Annotated in this window: 19 protein-coding genes; 3 read left to right on the top strand and 16 right to left on the bottom strand. The window is 67.0% G+C overall.

Annotation, left to right across the window (positions count from 1 at the left end):
- Nucleotide 1 precedes the first annotated feature (1 nt).
- The 13 genes from ACFQQD_RS13815 to ACFQQD_RS13755 form a co-directional block, all read right to left on the bottom strand.
- A complete protein-coding gene (locus ACFQQD_RS13815; protein WP_378090454.1) occupies nucleotides 2-478 on the bottom strand; it encodes a flavodoxin domain-containing protein in 477 nt (158 codons plus the stop codon).
- Between the two features lie 103 nt (nucleotides 479-581).
- Entirely contained in the window at nucleotides 582-2,666 is a 2,085-nt protein-coding gene (locus ACFQQD_RS13810) for an NHL domain-containing thioredoxin family protein (RefSeq protein WP_378090452.1), read from the bottom strand.
- Nucleotides 2,667-2,725: 59 nt separating this feature from the next.
- On the bottom strand, nucleotides 2,726-2,992 hold the full coding sequence (locus ACFQQD_RS13805; RefSeq protein WP_378090450.1) for a DUF6480 family protein: 267 nt from the start codon (nucleotides 2,990-2,992) through the stop codon (nucleotides 2,726-2,728).
- 115 nt (nucleotides 2,993-3,107) lie between these two features.
- On the bottom strand, nucleotides 3,108-3,983 hold the full coding sequence (locus ACFQQD_RS13800) for a hypothetical protein (protein ID WP_378090448.1): 876 nt from the start codon (nucleotides 3,981-3,983) through the stop codon (nucleotides 3,108-3,110).
- Complete coding sequence (locus ACFQQD_RS13795) at nucleotides 3,980-6,061, bottom strand: cytochrome c oxidase assembly protein (RefSeq protein WP_378090446.1); 2,082 nt, start codon at nucleotides 6,059-6,061, stop codon at nucleotides 3,980-3,982. The genes ACFQQD_RS13800 and ACFQQD_RS13795 overlap by 4 nt, the downstream gene beginning before the upstream one ends.
- A gap of 73 nt (nucleotides 6,062-6,134) precedes the next feature.
- Entirely contained in the window at nucleotides 6,135-6,950 is an 816-nt protein-coding gene (locus tag ACFQQD_RS13790) for a copper resistance protein CopC (protein WP_378090444.1), read from the bottom strand.
- A gap of 57 nt (nucleotides 6,951-7,007) precedes the next feature.
- Complete coding sequence (locus ACFQQD_RS13785) at nucleotides 7,008-7,670, bottom strand: hypothetical protein (protein WP_378090442.1); 663 nt, start codon at nucleotides 7,668-7,670, stop codon at nucleotides 7,008-7,010.
- Nucleotides 7,671-8,090: 420 nt separating this feature from the next.
- Complete coding sequence (locus ACFQQD_RS13780) at nucleotides 8,091-8,375, bottom strand: HU family DNA-binding protein (RefSeq protein ID WP_378090440.1); 285 nt, start codon at nucleotides 8,373-8,375, stop codon at nucleotides 8,091-8,093.
- Nucleotides 8,376-8,610: 235 nt separating this feature from the next.
- Nucleotides 8,611-8,841, bottom strand: coding sequence for a hypothetical protein (locus ACFQQD_RS13775; protein ID WP_378090438.1), 231 nt, complete (start codon nucleotides 8,839-8,841; stop codon nucleotides 8,611-8,613).
- A gap of 290 nt (nucleotides 8,842-9,131) precedes the next feature.
- Nucleotides 9,132-9,437, bottom strand: a complete 306-nt coding sequence (gene rpsN, locus ACFQQD_RS13770; protein WP_378090436.1) for a 30S ribosomal protein S14 — start codon at nucleotides 9,435-9,437, stop codon at nucleotides 9,132-9,134.
- A gap of 3 nt (nucleotides 9,438-9,440) precedes the next feature.
- Nucleotides 9,441-9,608 (bottom strand): 50S ribosomal protein L33, encoded by a 168-nt coding sequence (rpmG, locus tag ACFQQD_RS13765; protein ID WP_378090434.1) that lies wholly within the window; start codon nucleotides 9,606-9,608, stop codon nucleotides 9,441-9,443.
- Nucleotide 9,609: 1 nt separating this feature from the next.
- Nucleotides 9,610-9,846 (bottom strand): 50S ribosomal protein L28, encoded by a 237-nt coding sequence (gene rpmB, locus ACFQQD_RS13760; RefSeq protein WP_378090432.1) that lies wholly within the window; start codon nucleotides 9,844-9,846, stop codon nucleotides 9,610-9,612.
- 355 nt (nucleotides 9,847-10,201) lie between these two features.
- The gene (locus ACFQQD_RS13755) at nucleotides 10,202-10,741 is read right to left on the bottom strand and encodes a MarR family winged helix-turn-helix transcriptional regulator (RefSeq protein WP_378090430.1); all 540 of its coding nucleotides are present in this window, start codon (nucleotides 10,739-10,741) and stop codon (nucleotides 10,202-10,204) included.
- Nucleotides 10,742-10,841: 100 nt separating this feature from the next.
- On the opposite strand from ACFQQD_RS13755, the gene ACFQQD_RS13750 reads away from it, so the two are divergent.
- Complete coding sequence (locus ACFQQD_RS13750; protein WP_378090428.1) at nucleotides 10,842-12,218, top strand: aspartate aminotransferase family protein; 1,377 nt, start codon at nucleotides 10,842-10,844, stop codon at nucleotides 12,216-12,218.
- Here the strand turns inward: ACFQQD_RS13750 and ACFQQD_RS13745 are convergent.
- The gene (locus ACFQQD_RS13745) at nucleotides 12,196-12,717 is read right to left on the bottom strand and encodes a DUF6328 family protein (protein ID WP_378090426.1); all 522 of its coding nucleotides are present in this window, start codon (nucleotides 12,715-12,717) and stop codon (nucleotides 12,196-12,198) included. The two genes, ACFQQD_RS13750 and ACFQQD_RS13745, sit on opposite strands and share 23 nt — an antisense overlap.
- Nucleotides 12,714-15,329: an ATP-dependent DNA ligase gene (locus ACFQQD_RS13740; protein ID WP_378090424.1), complete on the bottom strand. Its 2,616-nt coding sequence runs from the start codon at nucleotides 15,327-15,329 to the stop codon at nucleotides 12,714-12,716. The genes ACFQQD_RS13745 and ACFQQD_RS13740 overlap by 4 nt, the downstream gene beginning before the upstream one ends.
- Here ACFQQD_RS13740 and ACFQQD_RS13735 point away from each other — a divergent pair.
- Together ACFQQD_RS13735 and ACFQQD_RS13730 are read left to right on the top strand one after the other, a co-directional pair.
- Nucleotides 15,328-16,401, top strand: a complete 1,074-nt coding sequence (locus ACFQQD_RS13735) for a Ku protein (RefSeq protein WP_378090422.1) — start codon at nucleotides 15,328-15,330, stop codon at nucleotides 16,399-16,401. The two genes, ACFQQD_RS13740 and ACFQQD_RS13735, sit on opposite strands and share 2 nt — an antisense overlap.
- Before the next feature lies 1 nt (nucleotide 16,402).
- Nucleotides 16,403-17,449 carry a DNA topoisomerase IB gene (locus ACFQQD_RS13730; RefSeq protein WP_378090420.1) on the top strand — a complete coding sequence of 349 codons (1,047 nt, stop codon included), beginning with the start codon at nucleotides 16,403-16,405 and terminating at the stop codon, nucleotides 17,447-17,449.
- Here ACFQQD_RS13730 and ACFQQD_RS13725 read toward each other — a convergent pair.
- Nucleotides 17,446-17,733 (bottom strand): Rho termination factor N-terminal domain-containing protein, encoded by a 288-nt coding sequence (locus tag ACFQQD_RS13725; RefSeq protein WP_378090418.1) that lies wholly within the window; start codon nucleotides 17,731-17,733, stop codon nucleotides 17,446-17,448. The genes ACFQQD_RS13730 and ACFQQD_RS13725 overlap by 4 nt on opposite strands.
- Nucleotides 17,734-17,855 lie beyond the last annotated feature (122 nt).

Below are 17,855 nucleotides of genomic sequence, written 5' to 3'. Positions count from 1 at the left end.
CTCAGTTGGCGCCGCGGTTGGCCAGGGACTTGCCCCAGGAATCAACGGCATCCCAGTCTCGGTAGTCGCCGTACTGGCCCTTGGCCAGCTTGATCAGGAGCTTCTCCTTGAAGCTGAGCTTTTCCTCGAACAGCGCACCGCGGAGGTAGGTCACGTCGCGGGCGCCGTAGGCGTCCACGGTGGCGCGCAGGCCGCCGTCCAGCTCGGGGGCACCGCCGGAGACCGCGATGAACAGCGAGACGCCCGCCAGCTCAGCTCGATAGGTGTCGAGGAAGGCCTTGCCGGCCTTGTCCAGAGAACCGGCATAGATCGGCAGAGCCACGACGACGGCCTCGACCGTCGCGAGCCACTTCGGAGCGTCCTTCGTGTCCTCGACCACGGTGGTCACGCCCTTGTTCTCACGCAGGACCTTGGCGATCCGTTCGGCGATCTCACGGGTGGAGCCGTGCTTGGAGGAGGCAACAACCAGGGTGGTCATGGAAATACGGCCGCCTTCGGGTCTCGGGTTCGGTGCTGATACTGCTGCGAGCCGGTGTGGCCCCGCGACCCGCCTCAACGGGCGCGATGCCGCCACTCGATTGTCAGTGTATCCCCCGCAGGTCCAGATCCAGACGGGTCTCCGGCGCGAGGCCGTCTCCGTCGAGATCCTGCGCCCGCACGGTGACCGGGATGCCCCAGTCCTGTTGGTAGAGGTGGCACGCGGCGTGGTCCGGAATGGGCTGCCCCTTCTCTCCGTCGCACGAGGCCGCCCGGGCGGTGATGTGCAGAACTCCTTCGGCGACGTCGGGATTGATCCGCAGTGTCCGGTTCAGTCCCGTGGAGGTGCCGTCGCCCCCGAGGAGCAGCTCCTCTGGTGAGGAGGAGATCTTCAATTGCGTCGGATCGCCCCAGCGATCATCGAGCTTCTGCCCCGCCGGCGCTTCGAAGTTCACCGCGAGCTCGAGATCCCCGGCGGCCACCGCGGTCCGCGGCCGCTGCGTCTGCAACGCACCCTCGTCCACCTGCAGATATTCTTCCGGCACGGACAGCCGCACCAGCTGGTGGGCGTTAGTCTCCACCACCACGATCGAGGTCGCCTGCCCCTCTGCATCGGGCTCGACGAGGATGTCGGAGGGCTCCTTCAGCCCGCGGGCCACGGTGGACACGGATGCCTCGGTCGCCCGTCCGTCCGCGGACACACCGGCCGGCGCAAAGCGGCGGACCGCTCCGTTGTACGTGTCCGCCACGAGCACAGAGCCGTCCGGCAGCGCGGCCACCCCGAGGGGATGCTGCAGCCGGGCCTGCTCGGCGGCGCCGTCACGGAAACCGAAATCGAACAATCCGGTCCCGACGGCGGTGCTCACCTGACGCTCCGGCGTGCCCGCATCAGCGTCCGAGCCGGAGCCGAGGACGATGCGGCGCAGCGCCGACGACTCGGAGTCGGCCAGCCAGAGGGAGCCGTCCGGGGCCTCGGCCAATCCCGAGGTCTGCGCGAACCAGGCCGTGGTGGGGCCGCCGTCTTCCAGCCCTTCCAGACCGGTCCCCGCGTAGACGGCCAGAGTTCCCGTGCGTGGATCGAAACTGAAGATCTGGTGCGTGCCGGCCATCGCGACGACCGCGGTGTCCTCGGTGGTGGACCACAGCACGTCCCAGGGGCTGGACAGCGAAGTCTCCAGGGGTGCGGTCTCGAACGGCTCCAACGAGACGCTGTCCTCGGAGTCCGGATCGGCGGCCACCCGGGCGCGCTCGGGATCGATCAGTCGCTGCACGCCGTTGCCGGCCAGCGTGGTGACCGTGCCGTCCGCGAGGGCGACCCCCCGGAGGCGGTGGTTGACGGAGTCGGCCACGATCACGTCGTACCCGACGGCGTCAGCCACGTCCTCGGGCAGCAGCGTCAGCCCTTGGGGCTCGTTGAACAGCGCCGTCTCCGGGCCGCCGTCGACGATGCCCTTGGTGCCCTTGGTCTCCTGATTGTCCTCGGTCGACCCGCCGGAGCCATCACCCGCGCCGCCGATGGTGCGCACCACGGTGGTCAGATCCGCACCGAGTTCGACCAGGCGGTGATGACCGGTGTCGGCGACCAGGAACGAACCGGGCTCGCTTCCTCTGCTCCCCAGGGCGATGGCCTTGCCGGGGAACTTGAGGTCTCGGGCGACCGGCTCCGGCGGAACATATGGTCCGTCGCCACGGTGCAGCGTGCCCTTGGCGGTGTGCTCTTCCACGAGCTCGCTGATCAGTGAGGTCAGCCCGGCCACGTGTCCCTCGCCGGAGAGATGCGCGGCGATGTAGCCCTCGGGGTCGACGACGACCAGGGTCGGCCACGCGCGAGCCGAGTAGGCCTGCCACGTGGTCAGCGTCGGGTCGTCGAGGACGGGGTGCTGGATGTCATAGCGTTCCACCGCCGCGGCCAGGGCCTCCGGATCGGCTTCATGGTCGAACTTCGGCGAATGCACACCGACGGTGACCAGCACGTCATGGAACTGCTCCTCGAGCGGGCGCAGCTCATCGAGCACGTGCAGGCAGTTGATGCAGCAGAAGGACCAGAAGTCGAGGATCAGGATCTTTCCGCGCAGGTCCGCGAGGTCCAGCTGTTGTCCGCCGGTATTCAGCCAATTGCGGCCGATCAACTCCGACGCGCGGACGCGGGAGGTGGCGCGGGACGTGGCGCGGGGTGCAGTCGTGCTCATGCGCCCATTGTCCTCGCCCCGGCCGGTCCTCACCTAGTCGGTGAAGTCATACAACGCCACTATTCCTCGTGACCCTGGTCTCCACTCATCTGCCCCTCGGCCGGCGGGGTCTCCCCCGGCGGCACGCCGCCGCCTGGCTCCAGTCCGGTGACGTCGCCTTCTCGTGGATCCGGGTTGGCCGAGTCGCCCTGCTGTTCCGAGCCCTCTTGCTCCTGGCCCTCCGGAGGGTCGGACACTCGATTGCCCGCTCCGGTGACCCCGGCGTCAGTGGAATCGCCCTCGAAATCGCCGGTGCTGCCGTCGTCGGGACGCTGGTTTTCGCTCATGACAGGCTCCTCAGGTGGATTGCTGATCATCAACCGGCGCACGTGCCGGGCGGAGCCGGACGGTGCGCGTGCGGCCATCTTGTCAGTCCGGGCCACGGTCCGTGAAGCCCCGGCGTCACAGCGCGTCGACGGCGGTCGCCAGGATCTCCTCGGCCATGGTTGTGAACTCCTCGCCGGCGACCTCGGAGCCGCCGATGAAGGACACCATCACCACGTAGTCGTCCGTCTGGTCCATCAGCACCTGGACCGTTGTCTGGCCCTCGTTCCCGCCCTCGGCCTCGTCCTCAGCACCGTTCTCAGCGCCGCCGCTCTGACCTCCTGCGGGTGTCCGCGTCCACACCAACGCGGAGTCGGCATCGGCCTCGGAAGCACGGGCGGTGACGTCATAAACAGAAGACGACGAGGACGAATCAGACGAAGCAGAGGACGACGAGCCCTGCACGCTGGAATCAGCGACGGTCAGGGAGAGCTCGGGGCACTCCGCCACCAACTGATCAACACTGCGCATATGGTCCCTGACCACCTCGGCGTCCTCCAGGGAGGCGACCTCGACGGTTCCGGTCCCGGCGAACGTCTCGGAGCCGAAGTCCACGCGAGAGGCCTCGGCATCGGGCATCAGAATGGGCGACCAGTCAATCGCGGTCAGGGGCGATGCGCAGTCGGCGGGCTCCACGGTGGTGCCCGTGGTGTTGCTCTGGCGCCGCCGTGCCTCGTCCCGGCTCTCGACGATGGCCTCCTGTGTGGCGGCGGCCTGGTTCGTGAAGCCGAAGCTGCCGGCCCGGTTGGCCGCCGATGCCGCCGCCTGCTGATCCGGCCGACCGTCATCGGCGACCGAGCTGGACGGGTCGGTGGCGCCGCCGTGGTCGGTCTGGGTGCCGTCCGAGCAGCCGGCCAACGCCAGCGCGCAGGCCAGCGCTGCGCCGACGGTGAGAACATCCTTTCCGACGCCGGAGGGAGCGGACCGCAGCTGGCGGTCGGATCGCGTGGTCATCGGCGTGGCCTCTCCTCGGCAAGGTCTTCGTACATCTGGTTCCAGGCCTTGAGCTCGGCCTCGTCGTTGAGATCGGCCTTGCGGTCGAGCCGTTTGGTCTCCTTGGCGTCGTTGCTGGACCACATCACGGCCACCAACACCGCCATGATCACGGTGGGCACCTCCCCGATGCCCCACATCACGGCCCCGCCGATCTGCTGGTCGGCGATCGCCGAGGGACCCCAGTCGCGTCCGGTGGAGCCGAACCAAGAGGCCTCCAGCAGCGACTGTGAGGACGTCATGGCCACACCGATGAAGGCGTGGAAGGCCATCGTGGCCAGCAGGATCACCAACCGGATGGGGTACAGCACCTTTCGCGGCAGCGGGTCGATGCCGATCATCACCGAGGCGAAGAGATAGCCGGTCAGCAAAAAGTGCACGTTCATGAACTCGTGGCCGAGGTGCTCGTTCAGGGCGAAGCCGAAGAACGGTGAGTAGTAGAAGACCAGGATGGAACCGGCGAAGTTCACCGCCGCCACGATCGGATGGGTGACCACCTTGCCGAAACGAGAGTGCACGATCCACAGGATCCACTCACGCGGGCCACGAGTGCCGTCGGTGCGAGTGGGCAACGAACGCAGGGCCAGGGTGACCGGAGCCCCGAGGACCAGGAACAGGGGCGCGATCATGGTCAGGGTCATGTGGGCGACCATGTGTGCGCTGAACAGGATCTGCCCGTAGATGGCCGGGGCGCCGGAGGTCACCCAGAACAGGATGGCCAGGCCCACCAAGAAGGAGACGGTCCGCAGCACCGGCCAGACGTCGCCACGGCGGCGCAGCCGGATCGTGGCCCGGAGGCACCACACAACCAGGAACACGATGATGGCCACCCAGAGCCAGTCCAGGCGCCACGAGGTGAACCACCGTTCGAAGGTCAGTTCCGGGGGCAGTTCATAGCCGGTGAGGATGCGGGCCGGCGAGGCGTCGGGAGCGATTTCCTCCGGCACGGGCGGCGCCGTGCGGGACAGCACGGTGGCGAACGCCATGACGGCGACCATCAGCACGGCCTCGACGGCGATCAGCTGCCAGAGCAGACGCTTGGCCGCGAGCGGAGGGGCCGTGGTGCCGGTGGCCAGGCGCGGGATGATCCACAGCCGGTGCATGAGTCCGGCCAGACCCAGCAGCACCGAGCCGAACAGTTTGGCGAGGATGAGCACGCCGTACGGGCTGGTGAGTTGCTCCCAGGTGTTCATCCGGATGGCCGCGTTGACCACACCGGAGAGCACCACGGTCGCCAATCCGAGCCCGGCCAGCAGCGAGTACCGAGAGACCACCGTGTAGATCAGGGGCTCGGGTCCCTGCCGGTGGGCCGAGCGGCGGCCGGTGGCTCCGTCCGGGCCGTGGAGGGCGGGAGAGATCAGGGCCAGCACGATGAGTCCGCCGACCCACACGACCACGCCGAGCAGATGCAGACCGATCGAGTTGACCGCGCCGTTGTGGTCGTCGCCGGAGGCGGAGTGACCGATGAGGGCCAACGGGACGATGCCGGCCAGACCCAGCACCGCGGTCCAGGCCAGGCCGGCCGCCGAGCGGACCGCGATGGTCAGGGAGGTCACCACGGCGGCGATGACGGTCACCACCATCCATGCCTGGCCGACCGAGATGTCCTGGACATACCCCACCAGGCTCGAGGTGAAGGTGGCTCCCGGGTCCAGGGGCATGCCGGAAAGATCGGAGTAGGACAGGATGAGCACGGCGAGGGCGGAGAGCGTCCACACCACCGAGGCCGCGGTCCCGACCGTCATCAACCGCGTGAACGCCGGGTGCTCGACCTCCCCGCGGACGGGCGGGATGATCACACAGGCGAACACCAGAGCCCCGACGGCGGTCGGCAGCGCCAGATTGTGCAGCATCTCGGCCACCGGCAGTCCCCAGCGAGTCAAGGCGCCGGGGTCGGAGAGGTGGTCGACGGCGGCGATGCCGGTCCAGGCGGCGGCCAGCACCAAGGCGACCACGCCGACCGTCCCGGCAACGGGCCACAGCCACACCGGCGCAGAGGCGCCCTGGGCTGCGGATCGGGAAGAATTCACGGTGTCCATTCTCTCGCAGGTCGTTCCTGCCGGAGACGGCCCGGGGCTGACGCGACGTCCGCCGCCCCGGACCGTCGGTTCGTCACGGGGTGTCGGTGCCGCCGTCGATGTTCTTGGCCTTGCGGAACACCGTCACCATGGCCAGCACCACGACCACCACTGCCCCGAGGGCCGCGGGCCAGACCCATCCGGGCAACTGTTCGGCCGGCGCCTGACTGTCCGCGGCCGTGGCCTCGCCGGATGCGGTGCCGGCCGGATCGGGGGTGCCGGCCGTGTCGGACGCATCCGAGGCATCGGAGGCGGAGCCGTTCGCGTCCGGAGACGCTGACTCAGCCGTAGCCGCGCCCGGAGAAGCGGTGTCCGCGCTGGCGGACGCTCCGCCCTGGGCCACGGAGGCCTCCGGATTCGGGACGCCGCAGTCCTCGGGGACTGCAGCGTCCGGCGCGTCCGGATCATCAAGGGTGAACTCGTAGGACTTCTCATCGGAATGACCGTCGGAGTACACGACTCGATACTCGACCTCGTATTCACCGTTGTGCAGTCCCTCGCACAGGTCGGCGCTGAGCTCCGCCCCGGAGACCTGGGCGTCACCGTCTTGCCATTGGTGGCCCTCGTCGTCGGTCACGGTGATGAGGTTCTGGACTCCTTGACCCGTGATGGGATCTCCGGAGAACGCCAGCGTCACTTCCGTCGGGGCCGTGAGCACGGTGGTGCCCGCCTCGGGCGAGGTGGAGAGCAGCTCATCGTGGGCTGCGGCCGGGGATGCCGTGGCCAGTGCCACAACGGCACAGGCCGCTACAACTGCCGACGCCGCGGCCGCGCCGGTCGTTCTGGGTCGGGAGGTTCTCGATAGTCGGTGGTTGGTCGGGATGGGGGTGGTGGATGGGGTCGTCGTCATGGTGTCCTTCGGGGCCCGCGCCGGTGGGCGTCGGGCGATGTTTGACGTGGTCGAGGGTCACAGGCCGGTCAATACCGACGGTGTCCACGACGGTGGCCCGCGCAGTCGCAGGCAGGAGAGGACAACATCGCTCAGTCCCCACGCGGGCGCCGAGGCCCGGACGGGGACACGGCGCACCGGGGACAGCAGGGTGCGGCAAGCCATCCGTGCGCCCGGCGAACGCAGAACCACCCCGACGGCGAGTTCCGCCACGCGTGCCGCGAGCACTTCCCCGCGGCGCAAGAGCACCACCGTCCCGACGGCGGCCAGCACGTGTGCGCAGACCATCGCCATCGACAGATGGTCGGCCGAGGCCGGGTGAGTGGCAGCTGCATGAGTGACAGCACCGTGAGTGGCAACGGCGTCCGTGACAGAGGCATGGGCGGCAGCGCCGTGGCCGGCGGCGGCATGCGGATCAGTCAGGCCTGTGGCCGGAAGGGGTACGGCGGCCATCGAGTACAACCAGTGAAACAGCAGCTGACTGGCCCCCACCGCGAGGCCGAGGCGCCACCAGGACAGGGCACGCCCCGCCAGAGCGGTGCAGAGAAGCCCGGCCAGAGCGAGGGTGAGGATCCAGACCACGGGGGCGGGACCGGCGTCGTGATGACCGGAGGAGGCGGCCACGGTGTGCGAACCGGCGGCCAGCAGGGTGGCGATCAGGGCAGCAGCCCAGCCGCGCACCAGACGGGCGGGGCCCCGAACAGTAGCCGCACCGGGACGTCGGAAGGAATCGGAATGCTGGGATGGACTCCGCAGTGGACGCTGAGGTGGACTGCCCAGTGGATGCCGGGGTGGGCTCCGAGGGGGACGCCGAGCAAGCAAGCGTACGGGCATTCGGTGCACCTCCCCTGCCGCGTCGCGAACTGACGATCCGTCCATGATACGTGAGTTCTACCGAGCGTAGAAAAACGCACTAGCCCTGAACACCCTGCATGTGCTGAACGTGCTGAACCAGAGCGGATTCGTGCCGATCCTGATGGTTCGCAGTGATTTTCCGTGCGTCCCATCAGGATCGGCACGAGTTAAACGCCGAGGGCGCCCCACGTGGGGGCGCCCTCGGTCGACGGTGGGCGGCTGCGCCCGCGTCACACTAAAGTCTCGTCACTTGCCGGTGGCGGCGGACTTCAGCTTGGAGCCGGCGGAGATCTTGACCGAGTGACCGGCCGGGATCTGGATGGTGTCGCCGGTCTGCGGGTTACGACCGGTGCGGGCGGCACGGTCGGTGCGCTCCACGGCCAACCAGCCGGGGATGGTGACCTTCTCGCCCTTGGAGATCTGCGCCGAGAAGATCTCGAAGACGGCATCCAGCACGCCGTTCACGGCGGCCTGGGAGTTGCCGGTCTTCTCAGCGGCGGCGGCAACAAGTTCACTGCGGTTCATAGCCATGTGTCCTCCTGGACTTCGATGGTGGATTCCCTGGCCCGAACCGGCAGATCCGGGCGCATGTTCCGAAAGCTACCACCCGAAAGCCCCGCAAGACGCCGTTAAAGCCCGGAAATACGCGGAAAGTCGCGGAAAAGGTGGCAATTCACTCGATTCCTGAGCTTGGAGCGCCACCCTCGCCATGCAGCAGGGCTTCCTCCGAGCGGGAGGAAGCCCTGCGATCAGCGAGCGTGAATGGTCACGCGCTGCGATTCTGGAGGCGCTTCAGCAGGAGTTCGCTGCCCTGGTCGCCGGCCTTGCGGTTGTTCTCCTGGATCCGGCGGAACCACTCCGCCAGTTCGGTGTCGCCGTTCTGTTCGGCGTCCTTGGCGTAGGTCTCCAGCTGAAAGACCGCCTGGAGCGACTTCTCCAGGACGGCGATGAGGTCGTAGTTGGGATCCTTCACGGGGCTCTGCGGTTCGTTTGCCATCACTGCTCCTCCGAAAGGTGTTGACCTTGAGAGCGCCGGTGATCGGCTGCTCCTGACACTGCTCACGCTAGGGAGAGCCCTCGAAGGGGTTCAAGCCCCGAGCGACGGCGGAAAGTCGGCTCGGGCGCAGGGCTGGCCGGGGGCAGGGCTTGGCGGGCGCAGGGCTGGTGGAGCGGCGCGGGCCTTAAAGACCCACGGGGTGGCGGACCGTGTGGTCCGCCACCCCGTGGGATGCTGCGTGGTGCTCAGGCGCCGCTCTTCAGAGAGTCCTCAGAGCAGCAGGCCGGAGGTCACCAGGAAGACTTGGTGATGCCCGGCAGTTCGCCGCGGTGGGCCATGTCGCGGAAGCGAACACGGGAGACACCGAACTTCTGGAAGGTACCGCGGGGGCGGCCGTCGATGGAGTCGCGGTTGCGGACTCGGATCGGGGAGGCATCGCGGGGAAGCTTCTGCAGACCGACGCGGGCGTTCTCGCGTGCCTCGTCAGAGGCGTTCGGGTCGACCAGGGTCTTCTTCAGTTCGCGGCGCTTCTCGGCATAGCGGGCAACGATGACCTTACGCTGCTCGTTCTTGGCGATCTTGGACTTCTTGGCCATGCCTCAGCGCTCCTCTCGAAATTCGACGTGCTGGCGGATAACCGGGTCGTACTTCTTGAGCACAATCCGGTCCGGGGTGTTGCGGCGGTTCTTACGGGTCACGTAGGTGAACCCGGTGCCGGCGGTGGACTTCAGCTTGATGATGGGACGAATGTCCTTGTCCTTGGCCATGTCAGAGCTTCACTCCCTTGGAGATCAGATCGGCGACGACGGCATCGATACCGCGCACGTCGATGGTCTTGATGCCCTTAGCCGACAGGGTCAAGGTCACGTTGCGGCGCAGGGACGGAACCCAGTAGGTCTTCTTCTGGATGTTCGGGTCGAACCGACGCTTGGTGCGACGGTGCGAGTGGGAAATGCTGTGGCCGAAGCCCGGCCCAGCCCCGGTTACCTGGCAGTTTGCTGCCATGATCACTCCTCGTTGCAAGTAGTAGTAAAAGAACGGGCGGAACCCGCTAGTGGCGCCTCCGACAAGCCGGTTGCACCACGAGTCCCGCCACCAGTTGTGACACCGCGCTCTTACTGCGACTTTCCGAAGGGGTAACCAGGCTGGGTGAGATCCAACCGAAGTGCCCTTGATCGCTGGGGAAGACGGTGAGTCCCCTGCGCCACCTCGAGAGGCGGCCCGGGGATCCGGTTTACGGGAAGCACGCTGTTTTCCGGCGCCCCGGTCACCTGGTGCAGGACACCGGGCGCGCATAGGGCACAACGTGGCTTAACGCCGTTCCATCTTAGGCCAGAGTCACGAATCGTCCAAACCGGAATCAGCTCTGCTGAGGGCACTCCCCCGCCAGCGCGGGATCCCGGAAGATCCAGTGATCCGGGTCCAGGTGAGTGATGATTTTGGCCCCGATGCGGGCCAGGTCGGCCAGGTCACGATCATCGAGACTGTCCAGGAACCACCGACGAACGCTCTCCACGTGATGTGGCGCCAGACGCTGGAGTTCGGACATCCCCTCCGGGGTCATCCCGGCCATGGTGACGCGGGCGTCCTCACGGGACGGGCTCCGGCGGATCCACCCACGGGACTCGAGCTTGCGCGCCACGTGGGACAACCGCGAAAGGGACGAATTGGTCCGAGCGGCCAACTCACTCATCGGCAACGGCCCGTCCTCCTCCGAGAGCATGGCCAGCACCTGGTACTCGAAGAAACTCACCGGACCGTCGCGCTGAAGGTCCGACTCGAGTGTGGGCATGAGCTGCATGTACGTGGCCACGAGGCTCAGCCAGGCCCGACGCTCCCGAATCGACAACCAGCGGGCCTCGCCTCCGGTCGCCTCAGCGGATTCGGGTACGGGGTCCATGGCTCTGATTATCTCATCCGTCACCCACCTCGCGGGACGGTGAGAATCGGGCATGCTGGTGATCAATCAGTCAGCGCCCCATCCACCTCAAGGAGTGTCGATGACCATCCAACCCGTGACCCCGGACCCTTCGATCAGCGAGGACCTGCTGGCTGCGGGCCGCAGAGCGTATGAGCTGGACCGCGCACACGTCTTCCATTCGTGGGGTGCTCAACGAACCCTCTCCCCGATGACCGTGGTCAAGACCGAAGACTCCTACGTCTGGGACGGCCAGGGCCACCGCCTCATCGATTTCTCCTCGCAGCTCATCAACACCAACATCGGTCACTCGCACCCGAAAGTGGTCGAGGCCATTCAGCAGCAGGCCGCGACCATCGCCACCATCAACCCCTCGCACGTCAACGACGTTCGTTCCGAGGCCGCCCGACTGGTGGCCGAGCTGGCCCCCGGAGACCTGAACCACGTGTTCTTCACCAACGCCGGGGCCGACGCCGTCGAGCACGCCGCGCGGATGGCTCGCCTCCACACCGGCCGGCCCAAGATCCTCTCGGCCTACCGCGCCTATCACGGCGGCACCGAGCTGGCCTTCAACCTGACCGCCGACCCTCGGCGCGATGCCGTGGACAAGGCCGCAGCCGGCGTCGCGCATTTCATGCCTTCGTATCCGTACCGCAGTTACTTCCACGCCACCACGGAGCAGGAGGAGACCGAACGGGCGCTGGAGCACCTCGAGCAGACGATCCTGCTGGAGGGACCCCGGTCCATTGCCGCCGTGATCCTGGAAACGGTGCCGGGGACGGCGGGCATCTACGTCCCTCCGGCCGGATACCTGGAGGGTGTGCGGGAGCTGACCCGAAAGCACGGCATCCTGTTCATCGCGGACGAGGTGATGGTCGGTTTCGGCCGCACTGGTGAATGGTTCGCCGTCAACCACTGGGGCGTGGAACCAGACCTGATGACCTTCGCCAAGGGCGTGAACTCGGGCTACGTTCCGTTGGGCGGAGTGGCCATCTCAGACGCCGTGTTCGAGAGCTTCGCCACCACTGCGTACCCGGGAGGGCTGACCTACTCCGGACACCCGCTGGCCTGCGCGGCCGCCGTCGCCACGATCACCGCCATGAAGGACGAGGGCATGGTGGAGAACTCGGCGCGCCTAGGCCGAGAGATCATCGGTCCGCGGCTGCGTGAGATGCAGGCGGCCCATCCCTCCGTGGGTGACGTGCGCGGACTCGGTGCCTTCTGGGCGGTTGAACTGGTGAAGGACCGCGCCACCAAGGAGCCGATGGCCGCCTACGGTGGCTCCTCGCCCGAGATGAACGAGCTGGTGGCCGAGTGCAAGAGACTGGGCCTGCTGCCGTTCCAGAACATGAACCGCATCCACGTGGCTCCGCCACTGAACACCCCCGACGATGTGGTCCGTCACGGCCTGGACATCCTGGACCAGGCGCTGAGCGTCACCGACGGGTACGTGAGCTGAGGCCCGGACGCAAGAGCAGGGGAAGCACACCCATCAGCACCGCGATGACCACCGCCGTGCCCACGGTGACCCACAGGGCGACGTCCGGAGCCATCAACGCGTGGGAGATGAAAGCGACACAACCGGCCAGCAGCAGACCCATGCCGGCCAGGCAGATCTTCACCACACGGTCACCCAGTTCGACCGTCCGGTTCTTGACATGCCTTCCGAAGAAGCGGCGGTGAATCACCACGGGCAGCAGCATCAGCGCCGTCAGCAGGACGGCGGCCACCAGCAGCACGAGATACCAACCGCGCAAGTGGTCGGCCAGGTCGCCGAAGCGGGACTGGAACGGCAAGGTCATCAGGAAGGCGGTCACGATCTGTGTCCCGGTCTGCATCACCCGCAGTTCCTGGAGCAGCTCGTTCCAATTGCGGTCGAGTTTCTCCGCGGGCGTCTCATGACGAAAGGCCGCTTCGTCCTCGTCCGTCACCGGCCGCCCTCGATCCGCTGAGCTCATGACACCTCCCAGCGCACGTCCTCGGGAGACTTGTCCTCACGCCAGCCTCGCCACGAGGCCTGGCGCAATCGACCCGCGCGCGTGCGACCGGCCAGCGACACCTCCCCCACGAGCGACGGGCGCACCCACCACGCGTCGGCCTGGTCGGCTGTGGGGATGTCGGAGACGGGCGGAGTCTTGCGGCGAAGCCGGCGCAGACGTTCGCCGGCCTCCTCCAGTTGCGTGGAGGAGAAGCCGGTGCCCACCCGCCCGGCATACCGCAGTTGCCCGGTCTCGTCCGGCACTGCTACGAGCAACGAACCCACCCCGCCGGCACGGCCACCCTTGCCCTCACGGGCGCCGATGACCACGACCTCCTGATGCTGCTGCAGCTTGAGTTTGATCCACGCTGATCCGCGCCGCCCGGGGAGGTAGGTCGAATCGGTCTTCTTGGCGACCACTCCTTCCAGCCCGAGTTCCCGACTGGCCCGTTGGGCCTGGGCCAAGCTGCCGTGGTGGGCCGGCGGCACGGAGACATAGTCACCACCCCCGACGGCGTCCATCAGAATCTCCCGACGCTCGTCATACGCGGTGCGCAGCAAGGATCGGACGGCCGACTTCGGCGCCCCGGGCGGACCGAGCTGGAGGACGTCGAACACGATGTAGCGCAGACTGGCTTGGTCCTCGGTGCCCTGCGCCGGGCTGGCCGAACCACGGCGACGCATGCCGCGGCTGTTGCGACCGCTGAGCTCTTGCAAGAGTCCGAAATCCGGGCGACCCTCACCGTCCAGAGCGACCAGTTCCCCGTCCACGATGATTCCTCCGTACTCCGCGGCGGGGCCGGTGAGCAGTTCACAGAGTTCGTCGAGCACGGGGTAGTCGGCGGTCAGGTCTTTGCCATTGCGGCTGACCAGGATCAGCCCGTCGGGACTGATTCCGGCGATCAACCGATAGCCATCCCACTTCATCTCGTAGGTCCAGTCCTCGTCCGCGTCCAGGTCGGCGGGTTGGCCCGCGGTCGCCAGCATGGGCTCGGGCACGTCCCCCACCGAGAACCCCGAGAACGACGCCGGCGCGCCCGTGGACTTCTTCGCCTTGCTGGACGTCTTCGTCTTACTGGACGTCTTCGTCTTGCTGGACGCGGCTGTTCCCTTCTTCGGATCCGGTTGGTCCTTCATCAGGTGGATCAGCCAGTTCTTCTTCTCGCCCATGCCCGGAGCGTTGATCAAGGCGTAACGCCGCGGCACGCCACCCAGGCCGCCGTCGGGCTGTCCGTGGAGCACCGCGATGACTTCCTTGCCGTCGCGCCACTTCTCCAGCTCGACCGTCCCGGTGTCCCAGATGGTGACCTCCCCGGCCCCGTACTCACCCTGGGCGATGGTTCCCTCGAAGGTCCCGTACTCCAGTGGGTGATCCTCCGTCTGCACTGCCAGACGGTTCGACTCGGTCTCCAGCGGCGGCCCCTTGGGGACAGCCCACGAGACCAGCACCCCCGAGTGTTCCAAGCGGAAATCCCAGTGCAGACGCCGGGCGTGGTGTTCCTGAATGACGAAGGCCGGGAGTTCGCCATCGCCGAAGGAACGCTCAGCCGGGGCGGACTCGGGCACCGGTTCGGCCGTCTTGGCCGGGTCGCGCATGGACCGGTAGGTGGTGAGACGGTCGACGCCGGCCCCGTCACCCGTGCCGCCAGACTCACCACCCGCGGAGTCACCACCGCCGGAGTCACCACTGCCGGACTCCGGCGTCCAGCCCAGCGCGGCCATGGGATCCAGGCCGTCGGCCACGCGTTCGGCCACCTCGTCGAGTTCCAAGTGCCGCAGATCCGGATCATCGAGTTCGTCCCAGGTCCGCGGGGCGGCCACCCACGGCCGCTCACGTCCTCGGAGGGAGTAGGGACTGACGGTGGTCTTGTTCCCGTTGTTCTGGCTCCAGTCCACGAAGACCTTGCCGGCCCGCTGGGACTTGCGCATGGAGGAGATCACCAGGTCGGGGTGATCAGCTTCCAGGGCCTTGGCGAGTTCGTGCGCCACCTGGCTGATGGCCTCGGCGTTGTGCTTGCCGTCCAGGGCCGCATAGAGGTGGATGCCCTTGGATCCCGAGGTCACGGGAAAGGCCTCCAGGTCCATGTCGCTCAGGATCTCGCGGCACCACCGTGCCACCTCGGCGCACTCTGCCAGCCCGGCCCCCTCGCCCGGATCGAGGTCCAACACCAGGCGGTCCGGATTGCGGGGCTGCCCGTTCCGGCCGAACCGCCACTGCGGGGTGTGCAGCTCCAACGCAGCCACTTGGGCGAACCACGCGAGCACGGCGGGTTCATTGGCCAGCGGATACACGTTGACGCGTTCAGAGTGTTCCAGCCGACCGGTCGGGATCCATTGCGGCGCCGAATCCTCCAGATCCTTCCGGAAGAACACCTCGCCGGGCTTCTCCGCCGTGCCCACACCATCGACCCAGCGCTTGCGGGTCACGGGACGCTGCCCCACTTGCGGGATCAGCACCGGGGCCACGGCGAGGTAGTACTCCATCACCTCGGCCTTGGTGGTCCCGGTGACCGGATAAAGGACCTTGTCGAGACTGGAGACCGAAAGGCTGCGCTCCCCCACGGTGTAGGTCTTCCGCGGCGTTCGTGCCATGCAATCCTCCCGTCACGGCCGCAAGGGGCCTAAGCTGGCCGTTATGCGAGCCGTATGGTCTGGATCTATCACCTTCGGTCTGGTGAACGTGCCTGTCAAGGCGTATTCAGCGACGAGGGGGCACGACGTCTCCTTCCACCAGGTCCACGACGCCGACGGCGGACGGATCCGCTACCAGCGCCGGTGCGAGGTCTGTGGGAAGAAGATCGACTACGACGACATCGACAAGGCCTACACCGAGGACGAGCAGACGGTGATCATCACCGATGAGGACCTCGATGCTCTGCCCGAAGCCCAGAATGACGAGATCGAAGTGGTGCAGTTCGTCCCGTCCGAGCAGATCGACCCGGTCACACTGGGCAAGAGCTACTTCCTGGAACCCCAGGGCAAATCCCCGAAGTCCTACCTGCTGTTGCAGCAGGCGCTGGAGGACACCGATCGCACCGCGGTGGTGACGTTCGCATTGAGGCAGAAGACCCGCCTCGGCGTGCTCCGCGTCCAGGACAAGGTGCTGGTGCTGCAGACCATGCGCTGGGCCGACGAGATCCGGGACGTGGACTTCCCCGCCACCCGGTCTCGCACCAAGATCAACACCAAGGAGAAGAAGCTCGCCTCGGCGCTGGTGGATCAGTTCGCCTCCGACTTCACACCCGAGGAGTTCGAGGACACCTACCAGGTCGAGCTGCGCAAGCTCATCGACGCCAAGCTCGAACAAGGCGAATCCCTGGACACGGCCGCCACCTTCGGCGAGACCGAGGACGAATCCGAGGGCGAGGACGCGGAGGTCATCGACCTGATGCAGGCGCTCAAGTCCTCGCTGGACCGCAAGCGCGGGGACCGCAAGAGTTCCGGGAAGAGCACCCGCCAGAAGTCCTCCGGCAACACGTCGAGCAGCTCATCTCGGTCGAAGTCCAGCAAATCCAGCAAATCCAGCAAGACCAGCAAGTCAGCCAAGAAGGACGACTCGAGTAAGTCCAGTCCCTCCGGCAAGTCCGATTCGTCACAGAAGAAGAAGTCACAGAAGCCAGCGAAGGCCGAGAAATCCACCTCGAAGCGACGCAAGAGCGCCTGACGTGCCCCGGCTGACCAGGGCGACTCCGGGCAACGGCGGTTACACCCGACGTCGGGCCGGCCGGGGTTTTACCTACTGGGGCGCCAACGGGCGCCGTATCACCAATCCGACGGCGCTGGAGCGGATCCGGAACCTGGCCGTTCCGCCTGCCTGGACTGAGGTCTGGATCGCGGGCCAGGAGAATGCCCACATCCAGGCCACCGGAATCGACGACGCCGGCCGGAAGCAGTACCTCTATCATCCGCAGTGGCGCGCCACTCGAGATTCCGAGAAGTTCGAGCGGGCATTGTCCTTCGCCAGGACGTTGCCCTCGCTGCGTCGGCGGGTGACCCGCGATCTGCGACCGGGCGAGGCCGCGTCCGGCGGCGACACCCGCTCCGACGGCCCGGCGAACCCCGCATCGTCCGCGGACTCGCCGGAGTCAGTCGGCCGGCGTCGGGCCCTGGCGGCGGCCGTGCGACTGATGGACCGCGCCGCATTACGGGTGGGCGGCTCAGAGCACACCGGTCAACTGAAGGCATATGGGGCCACCACCCTGCAGCGGCGGCATGTCGGGCTGCACGACGGCGAAGTGCACCTGAGGTTCCCCGGCAAGGCCGGCGGCGAATGGGACGTGACGGTCCACGACGCCGAGTTGGCAGACTTCTTCGCCGGCATTCCGGTCACCCCGCGCACCGCCCCGGCGATGGCGTATCCGGTCCGCACGGGCCGGCGTCGGGCATGGAAGGGCATCTCGGCCATGGAGGTCAACGAGTATCTGACCGAGATCGCCGGACTGGAGTTCACGGCCAAGGACTTCCGGACGTGGCAGGGAACGGTCGCGGCTGCTCGATCCCTGGCCCGCTCCCATCGAGCCGGCGTCATGCCTCCGGAGGCGGTGAAGATCGCCATTCAGGCCAGCGCAGATCTCCTCCACAACACCCCCACGGTCGCTCGGGAGGCCTACGTGGATCCCCGGGTGATCGATCTGTTCGAGAAAGGCAGAGTGATGCGTCTGAACCAGCAACCGGACCGGGCTCTGCTGGCCTTGCTGACCAGTGGAGATTAGTGGTTGCGCAGCTTGTCGATCAGCTCGTCCTTGCGCAGATCTGAGTAGCCGTGGAGGTCCAGCTCCTTGGCCCGGTCCTTGAGCTCATCGACCGTCCAGTCCTCGTAGGACTCTGATTCACCTCCGCGCTCGCCGACTTCGGAGCGACTGTCGCGGGCGGCCGCATTGGCGATCCTCGCCGCCTTCTGTTTACTGGCCCCATCCTCACGCAGGGCCTCATACATCTCTTCGTCTTTGATCTGCGGAGCGTCGGATTCCTTGGACGATGTCTTTTTCTCAGCCATGATCGCAGTCTGGCCCTAGCCCGCCCGCACGTTCAACCCCTCATGATTGTTCAACAATGTCTTGCGGGGATTGTTGAACAACCTGTAGTGTTCGCTCAAATTCCCCTCGGTGATGCACATCA

The sequence above is a fragment of the Citricoccus sp. GCM10030269 genome (genome assembly GCF_042665635.1).
Classification (GTDB): Bacteria; Actinomycetota; Actinomycetes; order Actinomycetales; family Micrococcaceae; genus Citricoccus.
This window is presented reverse-complemented; position numbering and strand designations above follow the sequence as displayed.

Bases quoted from the DNA above. Each gene is read 5' to 3' on its own strand.
- ACFQQD_RS13815 (WP_378090454.1), bottom strand. From the start codon at position 478: ATGACCACCCTGGTTGTTGCCTCCTCCAAGCACGGCTCCACCCGTGAG.
- ACFQQD_RS13810 (WP_378090452.1), bottom strand. From the start codon at position 2,666: ATGAGCACGACTGCACCCCGCGCCACGTCCCGCGCCACCTCCCGCGTC.
- ACFQQD_RS13805 (WP_378090450.1), bottom strand. From the start codon at position 2,992: ATGAGCGAAAACCAGCGTCCCGACGACGGCAGCACCGGCGATTTCGAG.
- ACFQQD_RS13800 (WP_378090448.1), bottom strand. From the start codon at position 3,983: ATGACCACGCGATCCGACCGCCAGCTGCGGTCCGCTCCCTCCGGCGTC.
- ACFQQD_RS13795 (WP_378090446.1), bottom strand. From the start codon at position 6,061: ATGGACACCGTGAATTCTTCCCGATCCGCAGCCCAGGGCGCCTCTGCG.
- ACFQQD_RS13790 (WP_378090444.1), bottom strand. From the start codon at position 6,950: ATGACGACGACCCCATCCACCACCCCCATCCCGACCAACCACCGACTA.
- ACFQQD_RS13780 (WP_378090440.1), bottom strand. From the start codon at position 8,375: ATGGCTATGAACCGCAGTGAACTTGTTGCCGCCGCCGCTGAGAAGACC.
- ACFQQD_RS13775 (WP_378090438.1), bottom strand. From the start codon at position 8,841: ATGGCAAACGAACCGCAGAGCCCCGTGAAGGATCCCAACTACGACCTC.
- rpsN (WP_378090436.1), bottom strand. From the start codon at position 9,437: ATGGCCAAGAAGTCCAAGATCGCCAAGAACGAGCAGCGTAAGGTCATC.
- rpmG (WP_378090434.1), bottom strand. From the start codon at position 9,608: ATGGCCAAGGACAAGGACATTCGTCCCATCATCAAGCTGAAGTCCACC.
- rpmB (WP_378090432.1), bottom strand. From the start codon at position 9,846: ATGGCAGCAAACTGCCAGGTAACCGGGGCTGGGCCGGGCTTCGGCCAC.
- ACFQQD_RS13755 (WP_378090430.1), bottom strand. From the start codon at position 10,741: ATGGACCCCGTACCCGAATCCGCTGAGGCGACCGGAGGCGAGGCCCGC.
- ACFQQD_RS13750 (WP_378090428.1), top strand. From the start codon at position 10,842: ATGACCATCCAACCCGTGACCCCGGACCCTTCGATCAGCGAGGACCTG.
- ACFQQD_RS13745 (WP_378090426.1), bottom strand. From the start codon at position 12,717: ATGAGCTCAGCGGATCGAGGGCGGCCGGTGACGGACGAGGACGAAGCG.
- ACFQQD_RS13735 (WP_378090422.1), top strand. From the start codon at position 15,328: ATGCAATCCTCCCGTCACGGCCGCAAGGGGCCTAAGCTGGCCGTTATG.
- ACFQQD_RS13740 (WP_378090424.1), bottom strand. From the start codon at position 15,329: ATGGCACGAACGCCGCGGAAGACCTACACCGTGGGGGAGCGCAGCCTT.
- ACFQQD_RS13725 (WP_378090418.1), bottom strand. From the start codon at position 17,733: ATGGCTGAGAAAAAGACATCGTCCAAGGAATCCGACGCTCCGCAGATC.